The organism is Candidatus Pelagibacter sp. PS_23 (genome assembly GCF_059417905.1).
The window spans coordinates 588,287-605,530 of sequence record NZ_CM182071.1 but is presented as its reverse complement, the minus strand read 5'-3'; the positions used below and the strand labels follow the sequence as shown (position 1 = coordinate 605,530).

Annotated in this window: 23 protein-coding genes and 1 riboswitch; of the genes, 20 read left to right on the top strand and 3 right to left on the bottom strand. The window is 28.6% G+C overall.

Annotation, left to right across the window (positions count from 1 at the left end):
- Window positions 1-2: 2 nt before the first annotated feature.
- From AC5SLY_RS03205 to AC5SLY_RS03180, 6 genes are all read left to right on the top strand, one after another.
- Window positions 3-596, top strand: a complete 594-nt coding sequence (locus AC5SLY_RS03205) for a riboflavin synthase (RefSeq protein ID WP_006996880.1) — start codon at window positions 3-5, stop codon at window positions 594-596.
- The gene (gene ribB / locus AC5SLY_RS03200; protein ID WP_006996881.1) at window positions 583-1,683 is read left to right on the top strand and encodes a 3,4-dihydroxy-2-butanone-4-phosphate synthase; all 1,101 of its coding nucleotides are present in this window, start codon (window positions 583-585) and stop codon (window positions 1,681-1,683) included. Before AC5SLY_RS03205 ends, ribB begins: the two co-directional genes overlap by 14 nt.
- A complete protein-coding gene (ribH, locus tag AC5SLY_RS03195) occupies window positions 1,683-2,069 on the top strand; it encodes a 6,7-dimethyl-8-ribityllumazine synthase (RefSeq protein WP_006996882.1) in 387 nt (128 codons plus the stop codon). Before ribB ends, ribH begins: the two co-directional genes overlap by 1 nt.
- A gap of 2 nt (window positions 2,070-2,071) precedes the next feature.
- Window positions 2,072-2,476: a transcription antitermination factor NusB gene (locus AC5SLY_RS03190; RefSeq protein ID WP_011282132.1), complete on the top strand. Its 405-nt coding sequence runs from the start codon at window positions 2,072-2,074 to the stop codon at window positions 2,474-2,476.
- A complete protein-coding gene (gene thiL / locus AC5SLY_RS03185; protein ID WP_494574373.1) occupies window positions 2,469-3,428 on the top strand; it encodes a thiamine-phosphate kinase in 960 nt (319 codons plus the stop codon). The genes AC5SLY_RS03190 and thiL overlap by 8 nt, the downstream gene beginning before the upstream one ends.
- A gap of 86 nt (window positions 3,429-3,514) precedes the next feature.
- Window positions 3,515-5,620, top strand: coding sequence for a sodium-translocating pyrophosphatase (locus tag AC5SLY_RS03180; protein WP_494599106.1), 2,106 nt, complete (start codon window positions 3,515-3,517; stop codon window positions 5,618-5,620).
- Between the two features lie 7 nt (window positions 5,621-5,627).
- Here AC5SLY_RS03180 and bamE read toward each other — a convergent pair whose 3' ends face one another.
- Complete coding sequence (gene bamE / locus AC5SLY_RS03175; RefSeq protein ID WP_006996886.1) at window positions 5,628-6,092, bottom strand: outer membrane protein assembly factor BamE domain-containing protein; 465 nt, start codon at window positions 6,090-6,092, stop codon at window positions 5,628-5,630.
- Here bamE and AC5SLY_RS03170 point away from each other — a divergent pair.
- From AC5SLY_RS03170 to AC5SLY_RS03145, 6 genes are read left to right on the top strand one after another with little or no spacing between them, the layout of a single operon-like run.
- Window positions 6,091-6,558 (top strand): ubiquinol-cytochrome C chaperone family protein, encoded by a 468-nt coding sequence (locus AC5SLY_RS03170; RefSeq protein ID WP_006996887.1) that lies wholly within the window; start codon window positions 6,091-6,093, stop codon window positions 6,556-6,558. The two genes, bamE and AC5SLY_RS03170, sit on opposite strands and share 2 nt — an antisense overlap.
- Window positions 6,559-6,565: 7 nt before the next feature.
- Window positions 6,566-6,748, top strand: coding sequence for a 50S ribosomal protein L32 (gene rpmF / locus AC5SLY_RS03165; protein WP_494599105.1), 183 nt, complete (start codon window positions 6,566-6,568; stop codon window positions 6,746-6,748).
- A 14-nt stretch (window positions 6,749-6,762) separates the two neighbouring features.
- Complete coding sequence (gene plsX / locus AC5SLY_RS03160) at window positions 6,763-7,764, top strand: phosphate acyltransferase PlsX (RefSeq protein WP_484013811.1); 1,002 nt, start codon at window positions 6,763-6,765, stop codon at window positions 7,762-7,764.
- Window positions 7,764-8,066 carry an integration host factor subunit alpha gene (locus AC5SLY_RS03155; RefSeq protein ID WP_027306977.1) on the top strand — a complete coding sequence of 101 codons (303 nt, stop codon included), beginning with the start codon at window positions 7,764-7,766 and terminating at the stop codon, window positions 8,064-8,066. Before plsX ends, AC5SLY_RS03155 begins: the two co-directional genes overlap by 1 nt.
- A complete protein-coding gene (locus tag AC5SLY_RS03150; RefSeq protein ID WP_011282125.1) occupies window positions 8,056-8,433 on the top strand; it encodes a MerR family transcriptional regulator in 378 nt (125 codons plus the stop codon). The genes AC5SLY_RS03155 and AC5SLY_RS03150 overlap by 11 nt, the downstream gene beginning before the upstream one ends.
- A 1-nt stretch (window position 8,434) precedes the next feature.
- The gene (locus AC5SLY_RS03145) at window positions 8,435-8,626 is read left to right on the top strand and encodes a 50S ribosomal protein L33 (protein ID WP_006996892.1); all 192 of its coding nucleotides are present in this window, start codon (window positions 8,435-8,437) and stop codon (window positions 8,624-8,626) included.
- Between the two features lie 2 nt (window positions 8,627-8,628).
- On the opposite strand, the gene AC5SLY_RS03140 is transcribed toward AC5SLY_RS03145, so the two are convergent.
- Window positions 8,629-8,919 (bottom strand): chorismate mutase, encoded by a 291-nt coding sequence (locus AC5SLY_RS03140; protein ID WP_006996893.1) that lies wholly within the window; start codon window positions 8,917-8,919, stop codon window positions 8,629-8,631.
- A 42-nt stretch (window positions 8,920-8,961) separates the two neighbouring features.
- On the opposite strand from AC5SLY_RS03140, the gene AC5SLY_RS03135 reads away from it, so the two are divergent.
- Window positions 8,962-9,972, top strand: coding sequence for a COX15/CtaA family protein (locus AC5SLY_RS03135; protein ID WP_011282124.1), 1,011 nt, complete (start codon window positions 8,962-8,964; stop codon window positions 9,970-9,972).
- Here the strand turns inward: AC5SLY_RS03135 and AC5SLY_RS03130 are convergent.
- Window positions 9,965-11,293: an O-acetylhomoserine aminocarboxypropyltransferase/cysteine synthase family protein gene (locus tag AC5SLY_RS03130; RefSeq protein WP_006996895.1), complete on the bottom strand. Its 1,329-nt coding sequence runs from the start codon at window positions 11,291-11,293 to the stop codon at window positions 9,965-9,967. The two genes, AC5SLY_RS03135 and AC5SLY_RS03130, sit on opposite strands and share 8 nt — an antisense overlap.
- Before the next feature lie 4 nt (window positions 11,294-11,297).
- Window positions 11,298-11,366: riboswitch (SAM riboswitch) on the bottom strand.
- A 139-nt stretch (window positions 11,367-11,505) separates the two neighbouring features.
- Here AC5SLY_RS03130 and rplM point away from each other — a divergent pair.
- Genes rplM through AC5SLY_RS03095 form a run of 7 tightly spaced genes read left to right on the top strand, consistent with a single transcriptional unit; the run spans window position 11,506 to window position 16,757 of the window.
- Window positions 11,506-11,967 (top strand): 50S ribosomal protein L13, encoded by a 462-nt coding sequence (gene rplM / locus AC5SLY_RS03125; RefSeq protein ID WP_027306975.1) that lies wholly within the window; start codon window positions 11,506-11,508, stop codon window positions 11,965-11,967.
- Window position 11,968: 1 nt separating this feature from the next.
- Window positions 11,969-12,418: a 30S ribosomal protein S9 gene (gene rpsI, locus AC5SLY_RS03120; RefSeq protein WP_027306974.1), complete on the top strand. Its 450-nt coding sequence runs from the start codon at window positions 11,969-11,971 to the stop codon at window positions 12,416-12,418.
- Window positions 12,419-12,452: 34 nt separating this feature from the next.
- Entirely contained in the window at window positions 12,453-13,475 is a 1,023-nt protein-coding gene (gene argC / locus AC5SLY_RS03115; protein ID WP_494599103.1) for an N-acetyl-gamma-glutamyl-phosphate reductase, read from the top strand.
- Window positions 13,472-13,696, top strand: coding sequence for a hypothetical protein (locus AC5SLY_RS03110; protein WP_494599102.1), 225 nt, complete (start codon window positions 13,472-13,474; stop codon window positions 13,694-13,696). The genes argC and AC5SLY_RS03110 overlap by 4 nt, the downstream gene beginning before the upstream one ends.
- A complete protein-coding gene (locus tag AC5SLY_RS03105) occupies window positions 13,697-14,989 on the top strand; it encodes a homoserine dehydrogenase (protein WP_494599101.1) in 1,293 nt (430 codons plus the stop codon).
- Window positions 14,989-15,891 carry an AEC family transporter gene (locus AC5SLY_RS03100; protein WP_020169438.1) on the top strand — a complete coding sequence of 301 codons (903 nt, stop codon included), beginning with the start codon at window positions 14,989-14,991 and terminating at the stop codon, window positions 15,889-15,891. Before AC5SLY_RS03105 ends, AC5SLY_RS03100 begins: the two co-directional genes overlap by 1 nt.
- Window positions 15,892-15,908: 17 nt before the next feature.
- Complete coding sequence (locus AC5SLY_RS03095; RefSeq protein ID WP_041185791.1) at window positions 15,909-16,757, top strand: DMT family transporter; 849 nt, start codon at window positions 15,909-15,911, stop codon at window positions 16,755-16,757.
- Window positions 16,758-17,244 lie beyond the last annotated feature (487 nt).

Below are 17,244 nucleotides of genomic sequence, written 5' to 3'. Positions count from 1 at the left end.
TTATGTTTAATGGAATAATTTTTAATCAAGGTTTAATTACTAAATTTGAAAAAAGATCAAAAGGTATTAATATTTTTGTAAAAGCTAATTTAAAATTAACTCGTAAAGATTTGGGTGTATCAGTTGCTTGTGATGGTGTTTGCTTAACATTAATCGATATTAAAAATCAGATAATGGAATTTTATCTTTCTGATGAAACTATACAAAGATCAAAATTTAAATTCTTAAAAATAAATGATAAAATTAATCTTGAACTTCCTTTAAAATTTGGCCAAAAAATATCAGGACATATTTGCCAAGGCCACATCGATGCGGTAGGCAAAATACAGAGTATTAAAAAAATTGATAAATCATATTTATTTAATTTTGAAATTCCTAAAAAAGAACGAGCAAATTTAATTGATAAAGCCTCTATATGTATAAATGGAATTTCTTTAACAATTTCCAAAGTAACCAAAAAAGGTTTTCAAGTTTGGGTTATTCCACACACCTTTAAGCTAACTAATTTATCTTCGTTAAAAAAAGGCAGTCTAGTTAATATAGAGATAGATATCTTATCTAAATACGTTAGAAATTATTTTAATGAAAAAAAATAATTATGCATCCATTGAAAGTATAATAAATATCGCAAAGAAAGGTGGTATGTTCATCTTAGTTGATGATGAGAAAAGAGAAAACGAAGGAGACTTAATAATATCAACCACTGACTCAAGCGCTAAAAATATAAATTTTATGGCAAAATATGGTCGTGGATTAATTTGTTTGGCGCTAGATAGTGTACAAGCAAAGCGATTAAATTTATCTTTGATGTCACCAATCAATCAATCAAGGAATAAAACTGCATTTACAATTTCTATTGAAGCAAAAAAAGGAATAACAACAGGTATCTCAGCAAAAGATAGAGCAAAGACAATTAAAATTGCTTCAAAAAAAAATGCAAATAAGAAAGACATAGTTTCACCTGGACATGTTTTTCCAATTATTGCGAAAGACGGCGGCGTTTTAGTAAGAGCTGGTCACACAGAAGCCTCTGTTGATATTTCAAAACTTGCTAAAAAAAATAACTCTGCAGTTATTTGTGAAATAATGAATGAAGATGGGACAATGGCCAAAGGCCAAGATTTATTTGATTTTGCAAACAAACATAATTTAAAGATAGGTAAAATTGAAGATCTTATTGCTTATCGTTTAAAAAAAGAAAAATTAATTAAACTTAAAAAACAATCAGATATTAAAGTAAAAAATCAAAAATATAAAATTCGAATTTATGAAAACCTTTTAGATGGATCTGAGCATTTTGCTTTGATTAAAGGAAATATTAAAAAAGGGATAATACCAAGAGTTAGAGTAATTTCTTCTAACGTAGTTCAAAATTATTTAATCAATCAACAATTACCAAATTCATTTGATAAAACTTTAAATTATTTTAAGAAATTTAATAACTGTGTTTTAGTTTTTATAAAAGATACAAATTTAAAATCTGTTACACAAACACTTAAGGATTATAAAAACAAAAATTTCTATAAAAAAGGAAATGATAAGCTTATAAGAAATTATGGTATTGGTGCTCAAATAATTAAAGATTTAAAGATTAAAAATATGATATTAATTACTAAGTCTCTTAAAAAAGTTATTGGTTTGGAAGGTTATGATATAAAGATTACTAAACAGGAAATTATTTAATGAAAAGAAAATATCTAATAGTTATTGCTGATTATTATAAAGATATATCAAAGGGTTTACTAAGTAGTGCAAAGAGCATATTACCTAAATCTAGTTTAATAAAAATTATTAATGTTCCTGGTGTTTTTGAAATACCAGTTACGATTTCAAAGAATATTAAGAAATACGATGCTTTTTTAGCTCTTGGTTGTGTTATTAAAGGCCAAACACCTCATTTTGATTTTATTTCTCATTCTTCAACTGATGCAATAATGAAACTTTCTGTAGATAGCAAAAAACCCATTGGTAATGGAATTATTACCTGTCTTAATATGCGTCAAGCTATAGCTAGGAAGAAAAAGGGTAGAGAAGCAGCTCAAGCTGTAATATCTGTTCTTTCTCAATAACAATGAGAACTCCATATAATCCCAATCAAAGTCCGAGGGTAATTATTATCCAAAAATTATATGGAAATTTTTTTAATGATGACACAGACTTAACTTTTCCCAAACATAGATTTAAAAAATTCATTAAGGATGTTGTTTTAGGTACTATTGAAAGAGATGAAGTTATTAAAGAAGAGGTTAAAAAATATCTAAGTGAGGACTTAGAGTTAACTAATTTAGACCAGGTTTTTCAAGTGATAGTAAAATCTGCTATATTTGAGTTTTTATACAAACCTAAAGTTTCTTCTAAAATAATTATTAAAGAATATCTTGATGCATCAAACTTTTTTTTAGAAGATGGTCAAACTAAATATTTAAATGCAATATTAGACAAAATAGCTAAAAAAATAAGAACCACTAATGCATGAATTTGAATTAATAAAAAATTATTTTCAAAAACTTTCTAAAAAATCACCAAGTGCCTTAAATTTGAATGATGATGTTTTTTTTGATAAAAAAAATAAATTAGCAGTATCTGTTGATACTTATACAGAAGGCAATCATTTCATAGACTTTAAAAGACCTGATCTTGTCATTAAAAAAATAATTAGATCATCAATTTCAGATTTAATATGCAAAGGTATTAAACCAAAATATTATTTTATTTCTGGTTCTGGTAATAAAAAAAGTTTTTCTAAATTAAATTTATCAAAAATCAGCAAATCACTTAATCAAGAACAAAATAAATATAAAATATTTTTAAGTGGTGGAGATACAGTTTTTTCTAACAAGTTAAGTTTTACAATTACTTCAATAGGTTTTGCTGACAATATTATCTATAGAAACAAAGCTAAACTTTATGATGATGTATATGTCTCTGGAAATATAGGAGACAGCTATTTAGGGCTATTAGTTTTAAAAAATAAAATTAAGCTTAATTCAAGATTAAAAAAATATTTTACTAATCAATATTTTATGCCAAATATTCAATTAAAATTAATTGATCAAATTAAAAAGTTTGCCAATACCTCAATTGATATATCTGATGGACTTATAGCGGACCTTGATAAAATGATTAATAATCAGAAATTATCTTATAAAATTTTTTTAAAAGATATTCCAATTTCAAGTAACCTAAAGAAGATACTTGCTCTTAAAAAACTATCTAAGATTAATTACATTTCTAATGGTGATGATTATCAGGTCTTATTTACAGCTTCTAAAAATAAGATGAGAATCATAAGAAAAATAGCTACTAATTGCAGAGTTAAGCTAACTAAAATTGGCACAATTCAAAGCCATGTTAAAAAATCATCCATTGTAGATGTTGAAAATCGGCAAATTACCCTTAAAAATAAAGGTTATTTTCATAAGTTTTAAAAAGTTAAATATTGCCTTTTATTGCTTTTTTTGTATTGTCCGGACTTTAAAGAATAAAATTTAACAACCAAACAACCAAAGGCAAAATGAACTCACTAATAGAAACAATATTATTATTTACCATAGCAACTGGATCTCTTTCAATCGTTTATGGTTTTTTTACAGGAATGAATATCCTTAACTCAAGTGCAGGAAATGCCAAGATGCAAGAAATAGCATCAGCAATTCAAATTGGTGCTAAGGCTTATTTAGCAAGACAATATAAAACAATTGCCGTGGTTGGAGTTGTTGTTTTAGTCATTATTTTCTTTGTGTTCAGTCCATTAGTTGGTTTAGGTTATTTTATTGGTGCTACATTATCAGGTATAGCTGGTTATGTTGGAATGTTAGTTTCTGTTCAAGCTAACGTTAGAACTGCTGAAGCATCAAGAAAAGGTTTAGCAAGTGGTCTTGCAGTTGCATTTAAATCAGGTGCTGTAACTGGAATGTTAGTTGCTGGATTAGCTTTACTTGCAATCGCAGTTTATTACTATTTTTTATTAAAAGCAGGCATTGATGACAGAGAAGTTATTAATGCATTAGTAGCATTAGGTTTTGGTGCTTCTTTAATATCAATTTTTGCAAGATTAGGTGGTGGAATTTTTACAAAAGGTGCTGATGTTGGTGCTGACTTAGTTGGTAAAGTTGAAGCAGGTATTCCAGAAGATGATCCTAGAAATCCAGCTGTAATTGCTGACAATGTTGGAGATAACGTTGGTGATTGTGCTGGTATGGCAGCAGACTTATTTGAAACTTACGCTGTAACAATTGTTGCAACAATGGTTCTTTCTTCGATATTTTTCTATGGTGATATAAATATGATGATCTATCCTCTAACTATTGGTGGGGCTTGTATTTTAACATCAATCTTAGGAACTTTCTTTGTTAAACTTGGAAAAAGTAAAAATGTTATGAACGCTTTATATAAAGGGTTTGTAGTTTCTGCTGTTTCTTCATTAATAATTTTATACCCTGTTACTGATTATGTAATCGGATTTGCAAGTGAATACACTGTTAATGGTAAAAGTTTTACTGGTATGAGTTTGTATTACTGTGGAATAATTGGTTTAGTTATTACTGGACTATTAATTTGGATTACTGAATACTACACTGGTACTGAATACAGACCAGTAAGAAGTATTGCTAAATCTTCTACAACTGGTCATGGAACAAACGTTATCCAAGGCTTAGCTGTTTCTATGGAAGCCACTGCTGTACCAGCTTTAATTATTGTTGCCGGTATATTAGCAACAAATTCAATCGCTGGTCTTTATGGTATCGCTATTTCAGTAACTACAATGCTTGCATTAGCAGGTATGGTTGTTGCTCTTGATGCTTATGGCCCTGTAACAGATAATGCTGGCGGTATTGCTGAAATGGCTAAATTACCAAATAGTGTTAGAAAAACTACTGATGCATTAGATGCAGTAGGTAATACGACTAAAGCTGTTACTAAAGGTTATGCTATAGGTTCAGCAGGTTTAGGTGCTCTAGTATTATTTGCAGCTTATGTTGAGGATATCAAACACTTTTCAGGTGTAGCAGGTTCAAAGCTTGAAGGAATTGTTGTAACTTTTGATTTATCGAATCCTTACGTTGTGGTTGGGTTATTAATTGGTGGAATGCTTCCATATTTATTTGGATCAATGGGTATGCAAGCCGTTGGTAGAGCAGGTGGTGCAGTGGTTGTCGAAGTAAGAAGACAATTTAAAAAATATCCAGGTATCATGAAGGGTAAACAAAAACCTGATTATGCTAAATTAGTAGATTTATTAACTTTAGCTGCAATTAGAGAAATGATTATACCTTCATTATTGCCAGTTCTTTCTCCTATTGTTTTATACTTTGTAATAATAGCTATAGGTGGTCAAGTTGCTGCTTTAGCTGCAGTAGGTGCAATGTTGTTAGGTGTAATTATTACAGGTTTATTTGTAGCTGTTTCAATGACTGCGGGTGGTGGTGCTTGGGATAATGCAAAAAAGTATATTGAAGACGGAAATCACGGTGGAAAAGGTTCTGAAGCACACAAAGCTGCTGTAACTGGTGACACTGTTGGAGACCCGTACAAAGATACTGCTGGTCCTGCTGTAAACCCAATGATTAAGATTACTAATATTGTAGCTTTATTATTGTTAGCTGTAATTGCTGGCTAAGAAAAGATTAATTTCTTTTTCTTTTACCTAAGGGGTCGTTAATTTTCTGTCTCATACTGGATAGAAAGTCGTATACAAATGTGTTTTTCTTGTATTGATTTTCAGTGGTTTGTTCTGCGAATTTCAATTCTTGCATATTAGTGAGATCTAGAAACTCTTTCGTTTCTAGAAGACCCATACTGTTGATTTCTAATAATAGAACATTGTTTACAATAATTCTTTCACTGCCAAATTTTGTAAGAGATGAATTATCTGTTTTTCTTTCAATATAAATCCATAAATCATTGTCAAAAGTACTTTTAGTTGATGGTGAACCTAATAATTTTAAAATATCGTTTTTATTTGACTGATTAACAGTAAGTTTTTCTTGTTTTTTATTTAAAAAATGAACACCGTGGTGTTTTTCAACTTTTTTTAAAGTACAAGCTGAAATAAATAATGATATTATAATAAATACAAATAATTTTCTCATGGATAAAAACTATATAAATATTTACAACAATTTAGTTCAATTAACTAGAAATAAAGATTTGTATAAAGATTTTAAAAACCAAGACACTTTTTCTGATAGATTAATATTCTTTTTACTTCATTTTGCTTTCTTTTTGAAAGTTTATAAGGAAAATAATGATAAAAAAATACTACAAGAGATTTATGATTTTACCTTCAGACAAGTTGAATTAAGCATCAGGGAAATTGGTTATGGTGATCAATCAATTAATAAAAAAATGAAAGATTACCTAAACTTATTCTATGGAATGATCGACAAAATTCACAGTTGGGATGAATTAGATATAGAATCTAGAAACTCTATTTTGGTAAATTTTTTAGATAATTCATCTAATATTGAGTATTTGGTTAATTATTTTGAAAATTATAGGTTAAATTTAAAAAATAATACTTTAAATTCTTATATAAAAGGTGTAGTTAAGCACTAATTTTATTATGGCTGTACCTAAACGAAAACAATCACCGTCAAGAACTGGAATGAGAAGAGCTCAGAATATGAAGTTCAAATCTACCAATATTGTTGAGGACAAGAAATCTGGAGAATACAGATTGCCTCATCACTTAGATCTAAAAACAGGCATGTATAGAGGTAGACAAGTTTTAGATACTAAGGAATAAAAGTCCAAAATTAAATGAGCAAAATAATAAAAATTGCAGTTGATGCAATGGGTGGAGATAATTCACCAAAAAAAATTATTGATGGAATTAATCATCATTATAAAAGTAACACTAATACTTTTTATCAAATTTTTGGTGATAAGGAAAAAATCCAAAATTATATCAATCAATTACCCACATCTTCATTTGAAATAATTCACACCAAAGATTTGGTTAAAGGAACTGATAGTCCTTTAGAAGGAGCTAAAAGAGGAAAAAATACTAGTATGTGGTTAGCCATACAAAGTGTTAAAGAAAAAAAATCTGACATAGTTATTTCTGCCGGTAACACTGGAGCATTACTTGTTATTTCAAAACTTAATCTAAAGATGATTGAAAACATTGATAAACCAGCTCTTTCTGCTTTATGGCCAAATAAAAAGAATATGAGTGTAGTGTTAGATTTAGGAGCTAATATCGAATGTAGTCCAAAAAATTTAATTGATTTTTCTATAATGGGATCTTCGTTATTTAAATCGTTATATCCTGATGATACCGCTAAAGTTGCTTTATTAAATATAGGGTCTGAAGAAATTAAAGGTAATGAGACTATCAAAGAAACTTACCAACAATTAAATCAAAGAAATAACACTGACTTTGAGTTTAAGGGTTATATAGAAGGTAATCAGTTAATGAATGGCGATGTAAATGTTATCGTTGCAGATGGATTTACTGGGAATATTGCTTTGAAGACAGCCGAAGGTACTGCAAATTTTATTACCAGTGAATTAAAGAAAGCCATGACAGGTAATATTATTGGTAAAATTTCATCTTTACTAAATATTTCAAATTTAAAAAAATTTAAAGAAAGATTAGATCCAAGACTTTATAATGGTGCAATTTTCATAGGTTTAGATTCTCCTGTTATTAAAAGCCATGGTGGAACAGATTATATAGGTTTTTCAAACTCATTAAGTGTTTGTACTAGAATTGTCACTGGAAATTTAATAGAAAAGATAAGAAACAACATAAGTTAATGCAAAGAACAAACTTAACAAAAAAAGATCTTATAAATTCAATTTATATGCAAATTGGTTTTTCAAAAAATATATCTGAAAATTTAATTGACGATTTTCTAATTACAATAGTAGACAATTTAAAAATAGAAAAAAAATTAAAGCTCTCTAAATTTGGTACTTTTTCTATAAGAGCAAAAAAAAGTAGAATTGGACGAAATCCCAAAACAAAAGAACAAACAACTATATCTAATAGAGATGTTGTTTTATTTAAAGCTTCTAAGGAATTTAAAGATTTGGTAAATTCTAAGAATGATTCATAAAAATAGTGATGCTTATAAGTCAATAGGTGAGGTTGCTAAAATTCTTGGTCTTGTAAACAAAAAAAAGGGAACCTTAAATACTCATACTATTCGATTTTGGGAGAAGGAATTTAAGCAAATTAAGCCAAAAATTTTAAATGGTAATAGAAGATATTATAATAATGATACTATTGAGGTTTTAAAAAAAGTTAAATATCTACTCAAAGATCAAGGAATGACAATTATTGGTGTTAAAAAAGTTTTTAATTCTGATAAATCATTAAAACTTGACGAATTACCAAATAATTCTATAAATGCTGATTATAATTTAAAAAATAAACTTAAGAAGATTTCTGATTTAATAAAAAAAATAAAAAGTTTAAAATAAAATGGCAAAAAAAACGCACGTTAAAGTTAGATTAGTACCAGAGGCTAAACCTGATAGTCCTTTTTTTTATTATGTTAAAAAACCTGCGGGTGGTGAAAAAGCTAAAGTTAAATTGTCTGCAAAGAAATATAACCCTTCTACAAGAAAACATGAAATGTTTGTGGAAAAAAAATTACCTCCACACAGTAAATAGTACTATTTTTTTCTAAAATTTCTTTTTTCGTAATCAATAAAAGACCAAATCATATTTTTCCAAATTCTATTAGTGATTTTTGGGTCAATATTAGTTTGTATTGATTTTTTTTTAATTTTTTTAAGTATAAAATTGATCCTTTTTTGATCAATTATTTCTTTTTTATGGATTTTTACTTTTAGCACTTCATTGACTAATGAAGATCTTTTTTTGATTAATTTAAGTAAATCATTATCAAGTTTATCAAGCTTAATTCTAATCTGATTTAGTTTTTTTTTATTTGTAGGCGACATTTATTCAATTGGTTATTAAGATAATTATTATAAGTATAATTTATGTTTGTAAATAGCGACAACTATATAAAATATTTAAAATTGTGGTTAATAACTTTATTTTCATTAATTGTTCTTATGGTAGCTGTCGGTGGTCTTACTAGATTAACAGACTCTGGTTTATCAATCACAGCTTGGGAGCTTTTTACTGGAATACTCCCACCTATGAATATTAATGAGTGGAATTTTTATTTCACAGAATACAAAAAAATTCCTGAATATAAAAATATTAACTACGGCATGTCCTTAGATGAATTTAAAGTTATTTTTTATTGGGAGTATGCTCATAGATTGTTAGCAAGATTTGTAGGTTTGTTTACTTTAGTGCCTTTGCTTTTCTTTACTCTCTATTTTAAAAAAACTCTGCATTATTCTAATAAATATTATTGGATTTTTTTCCTTGTGTGTCTTCAGGGGTTCATCGGTTGGTATATGGTATCTAGTGGATTAATTGAAAATAATGACGTTAGTCACTTTAGACTTAGCATTCATTTATCTTTGGCTTTATTTATTTTATGTTTAATTTTTTGGTATATTTTAGATATTCATAAAATTAAAAAATTTGAAAATAAAATTCCAAATTTATTTTTATTATTCATACTTAAATTGATAGTTTTGCAGATTGTATTGGGTGCTTTCTTATCAGGTTTAGATGGTGGTCTCATCTATAATTCATGGCCTGATATGAATGGTAGTTTTTTTCCAAATGATGTTAGTTATGGTGATTTAATTACTACTCAATTATTTAACAACCCATCAATTATTCAATTTTTGCATAGATCAACTGCATATTTGCTTCTTTTTTTTATAATCATTTTAAATTTTATCTATTTTAAAAAACAATATGATTTTAAATATGTATTATTTTTTGATGTTGCTATCTTGTTTCAAATTTTTTTAGGAATTATAACTTTGATTTCTGGTGTAGAGATTACATATGCTTCACTACACCAGCTAGGTTCAATATTAGTTTTGAGTTCTTATTTTTTGATATTATATAAAAACTCTAACTAACTGCTTTCAAATTCCCTTTAGAAGATTTATTTAAAGCTTGGTCTAAATCCTCAATAATGTCATCTATATGCTCAATACCAATACATAATCTTACGTATCCAGGAGTTACACCTGAGGCTAACAATTCTTTTTCTGTTAACTGACTATGAGTTGTTGTTGCAGGATGAATTGCTAAACTTCTTGCATCCCCAATATTTGCAACATGATAAAACATTTTTAAAGACTCGATAAATCTCTTACCTGCTTCAATACCACCTTTGAGCTCGATACCAACTAAACCACCATTTCCTTCATTAAGGTATTTTTTAGCACGATCAGCAATTTTACCTTCATGTTCTGTTGGATAGATTACTCTTGTTACTTCTTTATTTTTCTTTAAATAGTCAACAACTTTTGATGCATTTGAGCAGTGTTGTTTCATTCTGAGAGCAACTGTTTCGAGCCCTTGAATAATTCCAAATGCATTGTCAGGTGATAGGGCAGAACCAAGATCTCTTAGTAATGTAACCCGCGCTCTTACTGCAAAAGAAACATTAGCCCCAGTTAATTCTGGAACCACTTTTCCCCATATAGCTCCACCGTAACTTGCGTCAGGTTCGTTAAATAAAGGTTGCCTTTTGGGATCAGCTGTCCAATCAAAATTACCTCCATCAACCAAAGCTCCACCTACAACCGTACCGTGACCACCTATATATTTTGTTAGTGAATAAACTACTACAGCAGCACCATGTTCTAAAGGTTTGCAAATTACAGGAGCAGCTGTGTTGTCCATTATTAATGGTATATTGTATTTTTTACCAATATCAGAAACTTCTTTAATTGGAAAAACTCTCAAATAAGGATTTGGTAAAGTCTCACCATAAAAAGCTCTAGTTTTATCATCAACAGCTTTTTCAAAGTTTTTTGGGTCAGAAGGGTCTGCATATCTAACTTCAATACCAAGTTTACTTAATGTATGCGTGAATAACGAAATAGTACCTCCATATAAATCCGTAGAGCTGACTATATTATCTCCGGCTTGTGCAACGTTTAAAATTGCAAAAGTTGATGCGGTTTGTCCAGATGCTACTGTTAAACAGGCTAATCCTCCTTCTAATGAAGCAACTCTTTTTTCAAGAGCATCATTTGTTGGATTCATTATTCTTGTATAAATATTTCCAAATTCCTTAAGAGCAAACAAATTTGCAGCATGTTCAGTACTATCAAATTGATACGATGTTGTTCTATAAATTGGAACTGCTACTGCTTTGGTTGTTGGATCACTTCTATAATCACCACCATGTATAGCTATAGTCTCAGGGTTTTGTCTTTTTGTACTCATCTTAATACTCCTTTTTTAGTACTTTTGCTTTATGCAAGGCGTACAATACAGTTCAAATGCGCCTACCGATAATGTGGTTAAAAAATCCTTTTTAGCAATAACTAGCCTGCAATAGGAACAAATCGGCTATATAAAAATATCATTTAAGCAAGATATTGCAAGAGAAATATAAAATTGACATTATATCTAATAATAGTATTAATCCTCGCACAATGACAAAATTTCTAAAAAGTGGTGATTTAAACAGTAACTGGTTTGAGATAGACGCTAAAAATGCTGTAGTTGGCAGATTAGCTTCTATTATTGCTTTGATTGTTAGAGGAAAAAACAAAACAACTTTTACACCTCATATGGATGATGGTGATTTTGTTGTTGTTAAAAATGTTGAACAAGCAAAGTTCACAGGAAAAAAATTTAAAGATAAAAAATATTATAGACATACTGGTCACCCAGGTGGAATTAAAGAAATTACTCCTGAAAAGTTATTAGAAAAAAATAAACCTGGTGAGACATTAAAATTAGCTATTAAAAGAATGTTACCTGGGGGAGTTCTAGGAAGAAAACAGTTAACTAAAGTAAAAATTTATGCTGGTGAAGAACACCCTCATGCAGCACAAAACCCAAAACTTTTAGACCTAGGTAAATTAAACAGTAAAAATTTAATAAGAAATTAATATGGTAACAGCAGCTACACCAAATAAAGTATCTACAAAAAAACCTAAAATTAAATTAGATTTTAAAGATAGTAAATACGCAACTGGTAGAAGAAAAAAATCTATTGCAAAAATTTGGGTGAAAAAAGGTACAGGTAAAATTTACGTTAATGGCAGAACTATGGATGAGTATTTCACTAGCGGAAGTCACAAAATGCAAATCACAAGACCATTTGAGATTATAAACCAAGCAACTGATTATGATGTAAGATGTAGCGTAGCAGGTGGTGGTCACACAGGTCAAGCTGGTGCAATGGTTCATGGTATTGCTAAAGCATTAATCTTATTTGATTCAGAGAATAGAGCAGTACTTAAGACAGAAAAGCTTAATACTAGAGACTCTAGATCAGTTGAAAGAAAAAAACCTGGTCGTAGAAAAGCAAGAAGAAGCTTCCAATTCTCGAAAAGATAATTCTTTTTTAACTCTAAACTGTTATAATAAAAAAATGCCTAAGCTTAATGTTTTAGTTGCTGGATCAACAGGTTATATTGGTGTTCAATTAATTAAATTATTAGTTAAACACAGCAATGTTAATATTAAACATCTTTGTGGTAATACGTCTGTTGGAAAAAATATTTCTAGTTATGAAAAATCATTAAGTTCAAAAAAATTACCTAAAATTATTAGATACAATAAAGAACTTTTAAAAAACATAGACCTTGTTTTTACAGCTCTACCTAATGGTGAAGCACAAGATATTTCAAATGATTTATTAAAATACAATATATTAATTGATTTAGCTGCAGATTTTAGACTTAATAAAGCATCAGAATATCTAAAATGGTACAAACAAAAACACAGATCTGTTAAAAATATTAAAAAATCAATTTATTCATTACCAGAAATCAATGGTGATAAATTAAAGAAGTTTAATATCATTGGATGTCCAGGTTGCTACCCAACATCAATACTTTTACCACTTATTCCTTTAGTTAAGAAAAATTTGATAAAAACAGATAATATTATTATAGACTCAAAATCTGGTTACTCTGGTGCTGGGAGAGGTGTACATAAAAAATATAAGGATAAAAATCTTTATGAATCCTTAAGCGCTTATGGTGTGGGTTTCCATAGACATAACTCTGAAATTCAACAAGAAATCGAAAACTACACTAAAAAGAAATTTTCTTTTACATTCACACCCCATTTAACACCAATGTTTAGAGGGATACTTAGCACAATTTATCTAGACCTTAACAAAGGTGTAGGTATTAAAAATTTAGAAAACACTTTAAAGAGCCAATATTCAAAAAACAGATTCGTTAAAATTTTAAAAACAAATTCATTGTTAAGTACAAATGACGTAATTAACACAAATAATTGCTCTATAGTAATTTGTAAAACTAAGTATAAAAATAGAGTAATTATTTTATCTGTTATTGATAATTTGATTAAAGGTGGGGCAGGTCAAGCAATACAAAATATGAATATCAAATATGGTTTTAATGAAACAAAAGGATTAATTTGAAATACTTATTTTTATATTTGATTGTATTTTTAACTTCGTGCTCATTAAACAAAGACTCTGCTTATTGGAATGAAGATCCAATAAGAAAATCTGCTGAAGATAAAAAATTATCTAAGATATTATTGAAAACCGGTGATTATAAATCTATGACATTTGATGAATTTAACCTTTTTCTTAAAGATTATTCAAATAATGCAGAATATCCAGATATTAACCAATAGATGAAAAATATAATTAACATTGCTGTAGTTGGTCTAGGACAAGTTGGCATCTATTTGTTAAATGAACTTAACACTAAAAAAAAAGATATTGAACTTAAGACGGGTAAAAAGATTAATGTAGTAGCTGTTTCAGCAAGAAGCATTTCTAAAAAGAGAAGATTTAAAGTTAATAAGAAAATGTTTTTTAAAAACCCATTAGAAATTTTTAATAAAACCAAAGTAGATATTTTATTCGAAGCCATAGGTATGTCGGATGGGATTTCTAAAAAAGTTGTAGAAACTGCCTTAAAAAATAAAATACATGTAATCACTCCAAATAAAGCGCTCATCTCTAAACACGGCGATTATTTAGGAAAATTAGCAGAAGATAATAATGTTAATTTAGAATTTGAAGCATCAGTAGCAGGTGGCATTCCAATATTAAGAACCATTAAAGAGGGTCTTGCAACTAACAAAATTTCTAAGGTTTATGGAATTTTGAATGGTACTTCTAACTATATTCTTTCAGAAATGGAAAATTCTAATGATAGTTTTTTAAATGTATTAAAAAAAGCTCAAAAATTGGGATACGCTGAACCAGGTAACCCTAAATTAGATTTAAATGGTTTTGATGCATTTGCTAAAGTAAGAATTTTGTCTGCTCTAGCTTTTAATACTAAAATTTCAAAACATAAATGCTTATTGGAAGGTATTGAAAAAATTGAATTAAAAGACATAGAAATTTCCAATCAATTAAATTTACGAATCAAACTCCTTGGCATTTCAGAACTAATTAATGGCCAACTTTTTGAAACTGTACACCCATGCTTAGTTAGTAAAAGTTCTTATATTGGTAACGTTGGTGGTGTTATGAATGCTGTTATTCTCGAAGGAAAACCTGTGGGTGAAAGTATATTGCAAGGGGAGGGAGCTGGCCCTGGACCTACTTCTTCATCTTTATTATCAGATTTACTTTCAATTTTAAGAGGTAATATTAAGAAGCCATTTGGTATTCCAGGCAGTAAACGTAAATTGATTAAATGTTACAACGTTAATAATTATGTAAATTCACTATATTTGAGATTTGAAGTTAAAGACAAACCAGGTGTTTTATCAACAATCACAAACCGACTAGCTAAGTATAAAATTTCAGTAAAAAGATTAATCCAAACTCCTGACAAAAAAAATAATAAAGCTACTATTGTTATTATTACTCATAAAACTAATGAACTTAATTCTAAGAACTGTCTTTCTGTTTTTAATAAAGACAAAAATATTCTAAGATACCCAACATTGATTAGAATTTATAATTAATGGAAATATATCTAAAACTGTTTGAGGTTTTATTTCCTGTCTTTTTTGTTGTTGGTATTGGTTATTATCTTGGCAAAAATAATCCGAAATTAGATACATCTTTTATTACTACCTTTGCAGCAAATATTGGTACTCCAGCAATGATAATATATTCTTTAACATCAACTGGAATGTCTTTTGACATTTTTAAAAATTATTTTTGGTACTATTTGATAGCAATTTTTATTTTTACAATAGTAGGTATAGTTTTTTTATTTTTTTTAAATACTAAAGATATTATTCGTGAGTTACCCCCTTTTGTTATGCCTAATACTGGTAATATGGGTTTACCAATATGTTTATTCGCTTACGGCACTCAAGGTTTGGGTATAGCTGCTGCAATTTCAGCCTTAATAGTGCTATGCCATTTTACTCTTGGAGTATTTCTTGCTGATAGAAAATTTGATTTAAGTGTAATTCTTAAAAACCCACCTTTTTATGCAATTATAATTTCAGTAATCTTTCTATACTTTAGAATAGAACTTCCTCTCTTCGTTGAAAATACAACTTTTCTGCTAATGTATGCTACGATTTTTTTAATATTAATGTCTTTAGGAATTGCTCTTACTCGTTTTAAGATTTTTTCATTCAAAAAAGCATTTATATCATCAATAGGAAGGGTAATACTTGGCCCAATAATTGGTTTTTCAATAATAAAATATTTTAACCTTTCAGGTTTTGCTGCTGGTGTTCTATTAATTCAATGCTCAATGCCCAGCGCTGTTTTAAATTATCTTGTGGCATCAATTTATTCGCCAAAAAAGATTGTAGATAGTGTTGCTAGCACCATTGTTGTTTCAACAGTCATGTCTTTTTTTACTATTCCTGTTGTCGTATTCTTTGCTTTAAAATACTTTAATTAAACTGTATCTATTGGCTTATGAAAGCCATCATATTTAACCTTTTAGCCTGGGTAATGCTTCCAATCATGGATGGTTTTGCAAAATATTTAAGTGCCGATATGCCCGTTTTACAGATCACGTGGGCTAGATATTTTTTTACGGTCGCATTCACTCTTCCAATAATGTTCTTGTTTTATAATAAGCAGCTTGTTTGGACAGATAAGCCTAAGTTACAAATAATAAGAGGGTTAATACTACTTTCTGCTAATATTTGTTTTTTCTACGCAATATCTGTTATCTCTCTAGCTAAAGCTCTGACACTTGCTTTTGTAGCACCTTTAATTGTTACTGCATTTTCTCCTATATTTTTGGGTGAGAAGGTGGGTATAAGAAGGTGGACTGCTGTTATTATAGGATTTATAGGCTCTCTAGTGGTTATAAGACCAGGTTTTGTGGAGATTAACTTGGCCAGTCTAGCTGCATTAGGAACAGGTGTAATGTATGGTTTCTATTTAATAATTACACGTAAATTAAGCACTTCAGATAACCCTTTATTAACTTTATTACTAACTGGATTAGTTGGGTTAATCGCCGTTTCAGGATTAATGCCATTTGTATGGGTTAATCCAACTCCTTCTCAATGGTCTATGATGGCCTCAATAGGCGTATTTGCCTGCATTGGGCACTTATTTCTTATATTATCACTTAAATACGCTGATGCCTCTAAATTGGCTCCATTTAGCTACTTTGAAATCATTACTAATATAATTATTGGTTATTACTTCTTTAGTGACTTTCCTGATAATTGGACATTCTTAGGCTTATCCATTATTATTATGAGTGGAGTTTATATATCTAGAAGAGAATCTTATATTAAATCCTATTAACTAAGTATTACTTGTTTACTAATATCTAATATTATACATTAATAATATATTATATATTACTGTAATTATTAGATTAATTATAATATTATTAATTTCTAAAAATTACAAATTAAATATAATAATATTTAAAAATAGTTAAATTATAGTTACTAAAGTAGGCTTAAAATAAAATAAAAGTAGCATAAATCTATTTTTCTAACGTTGAAAAAGCGAGAATTGGGTAATTTTAATTTTTAGTAAATTAAACATAGTTTTTAAACTGGCTAAAATGGTGATTTAGTATTGATATTAAATACTTATTTCAATTAATAGGGTATTTTTTTTAAAATTAGATTATTTATGCAGTAGAATAGAGGTTTAAAAAAGCTAGTAAAATGGTCTTTTTAACTCTCTCTATAATCGTTGCTATTGTTGACAAGTAGAGCAATGCAGTATGAGAATATACTGTTTAAACGCTCATAGGATAGTCTATTTTAGCCAAAAGTCT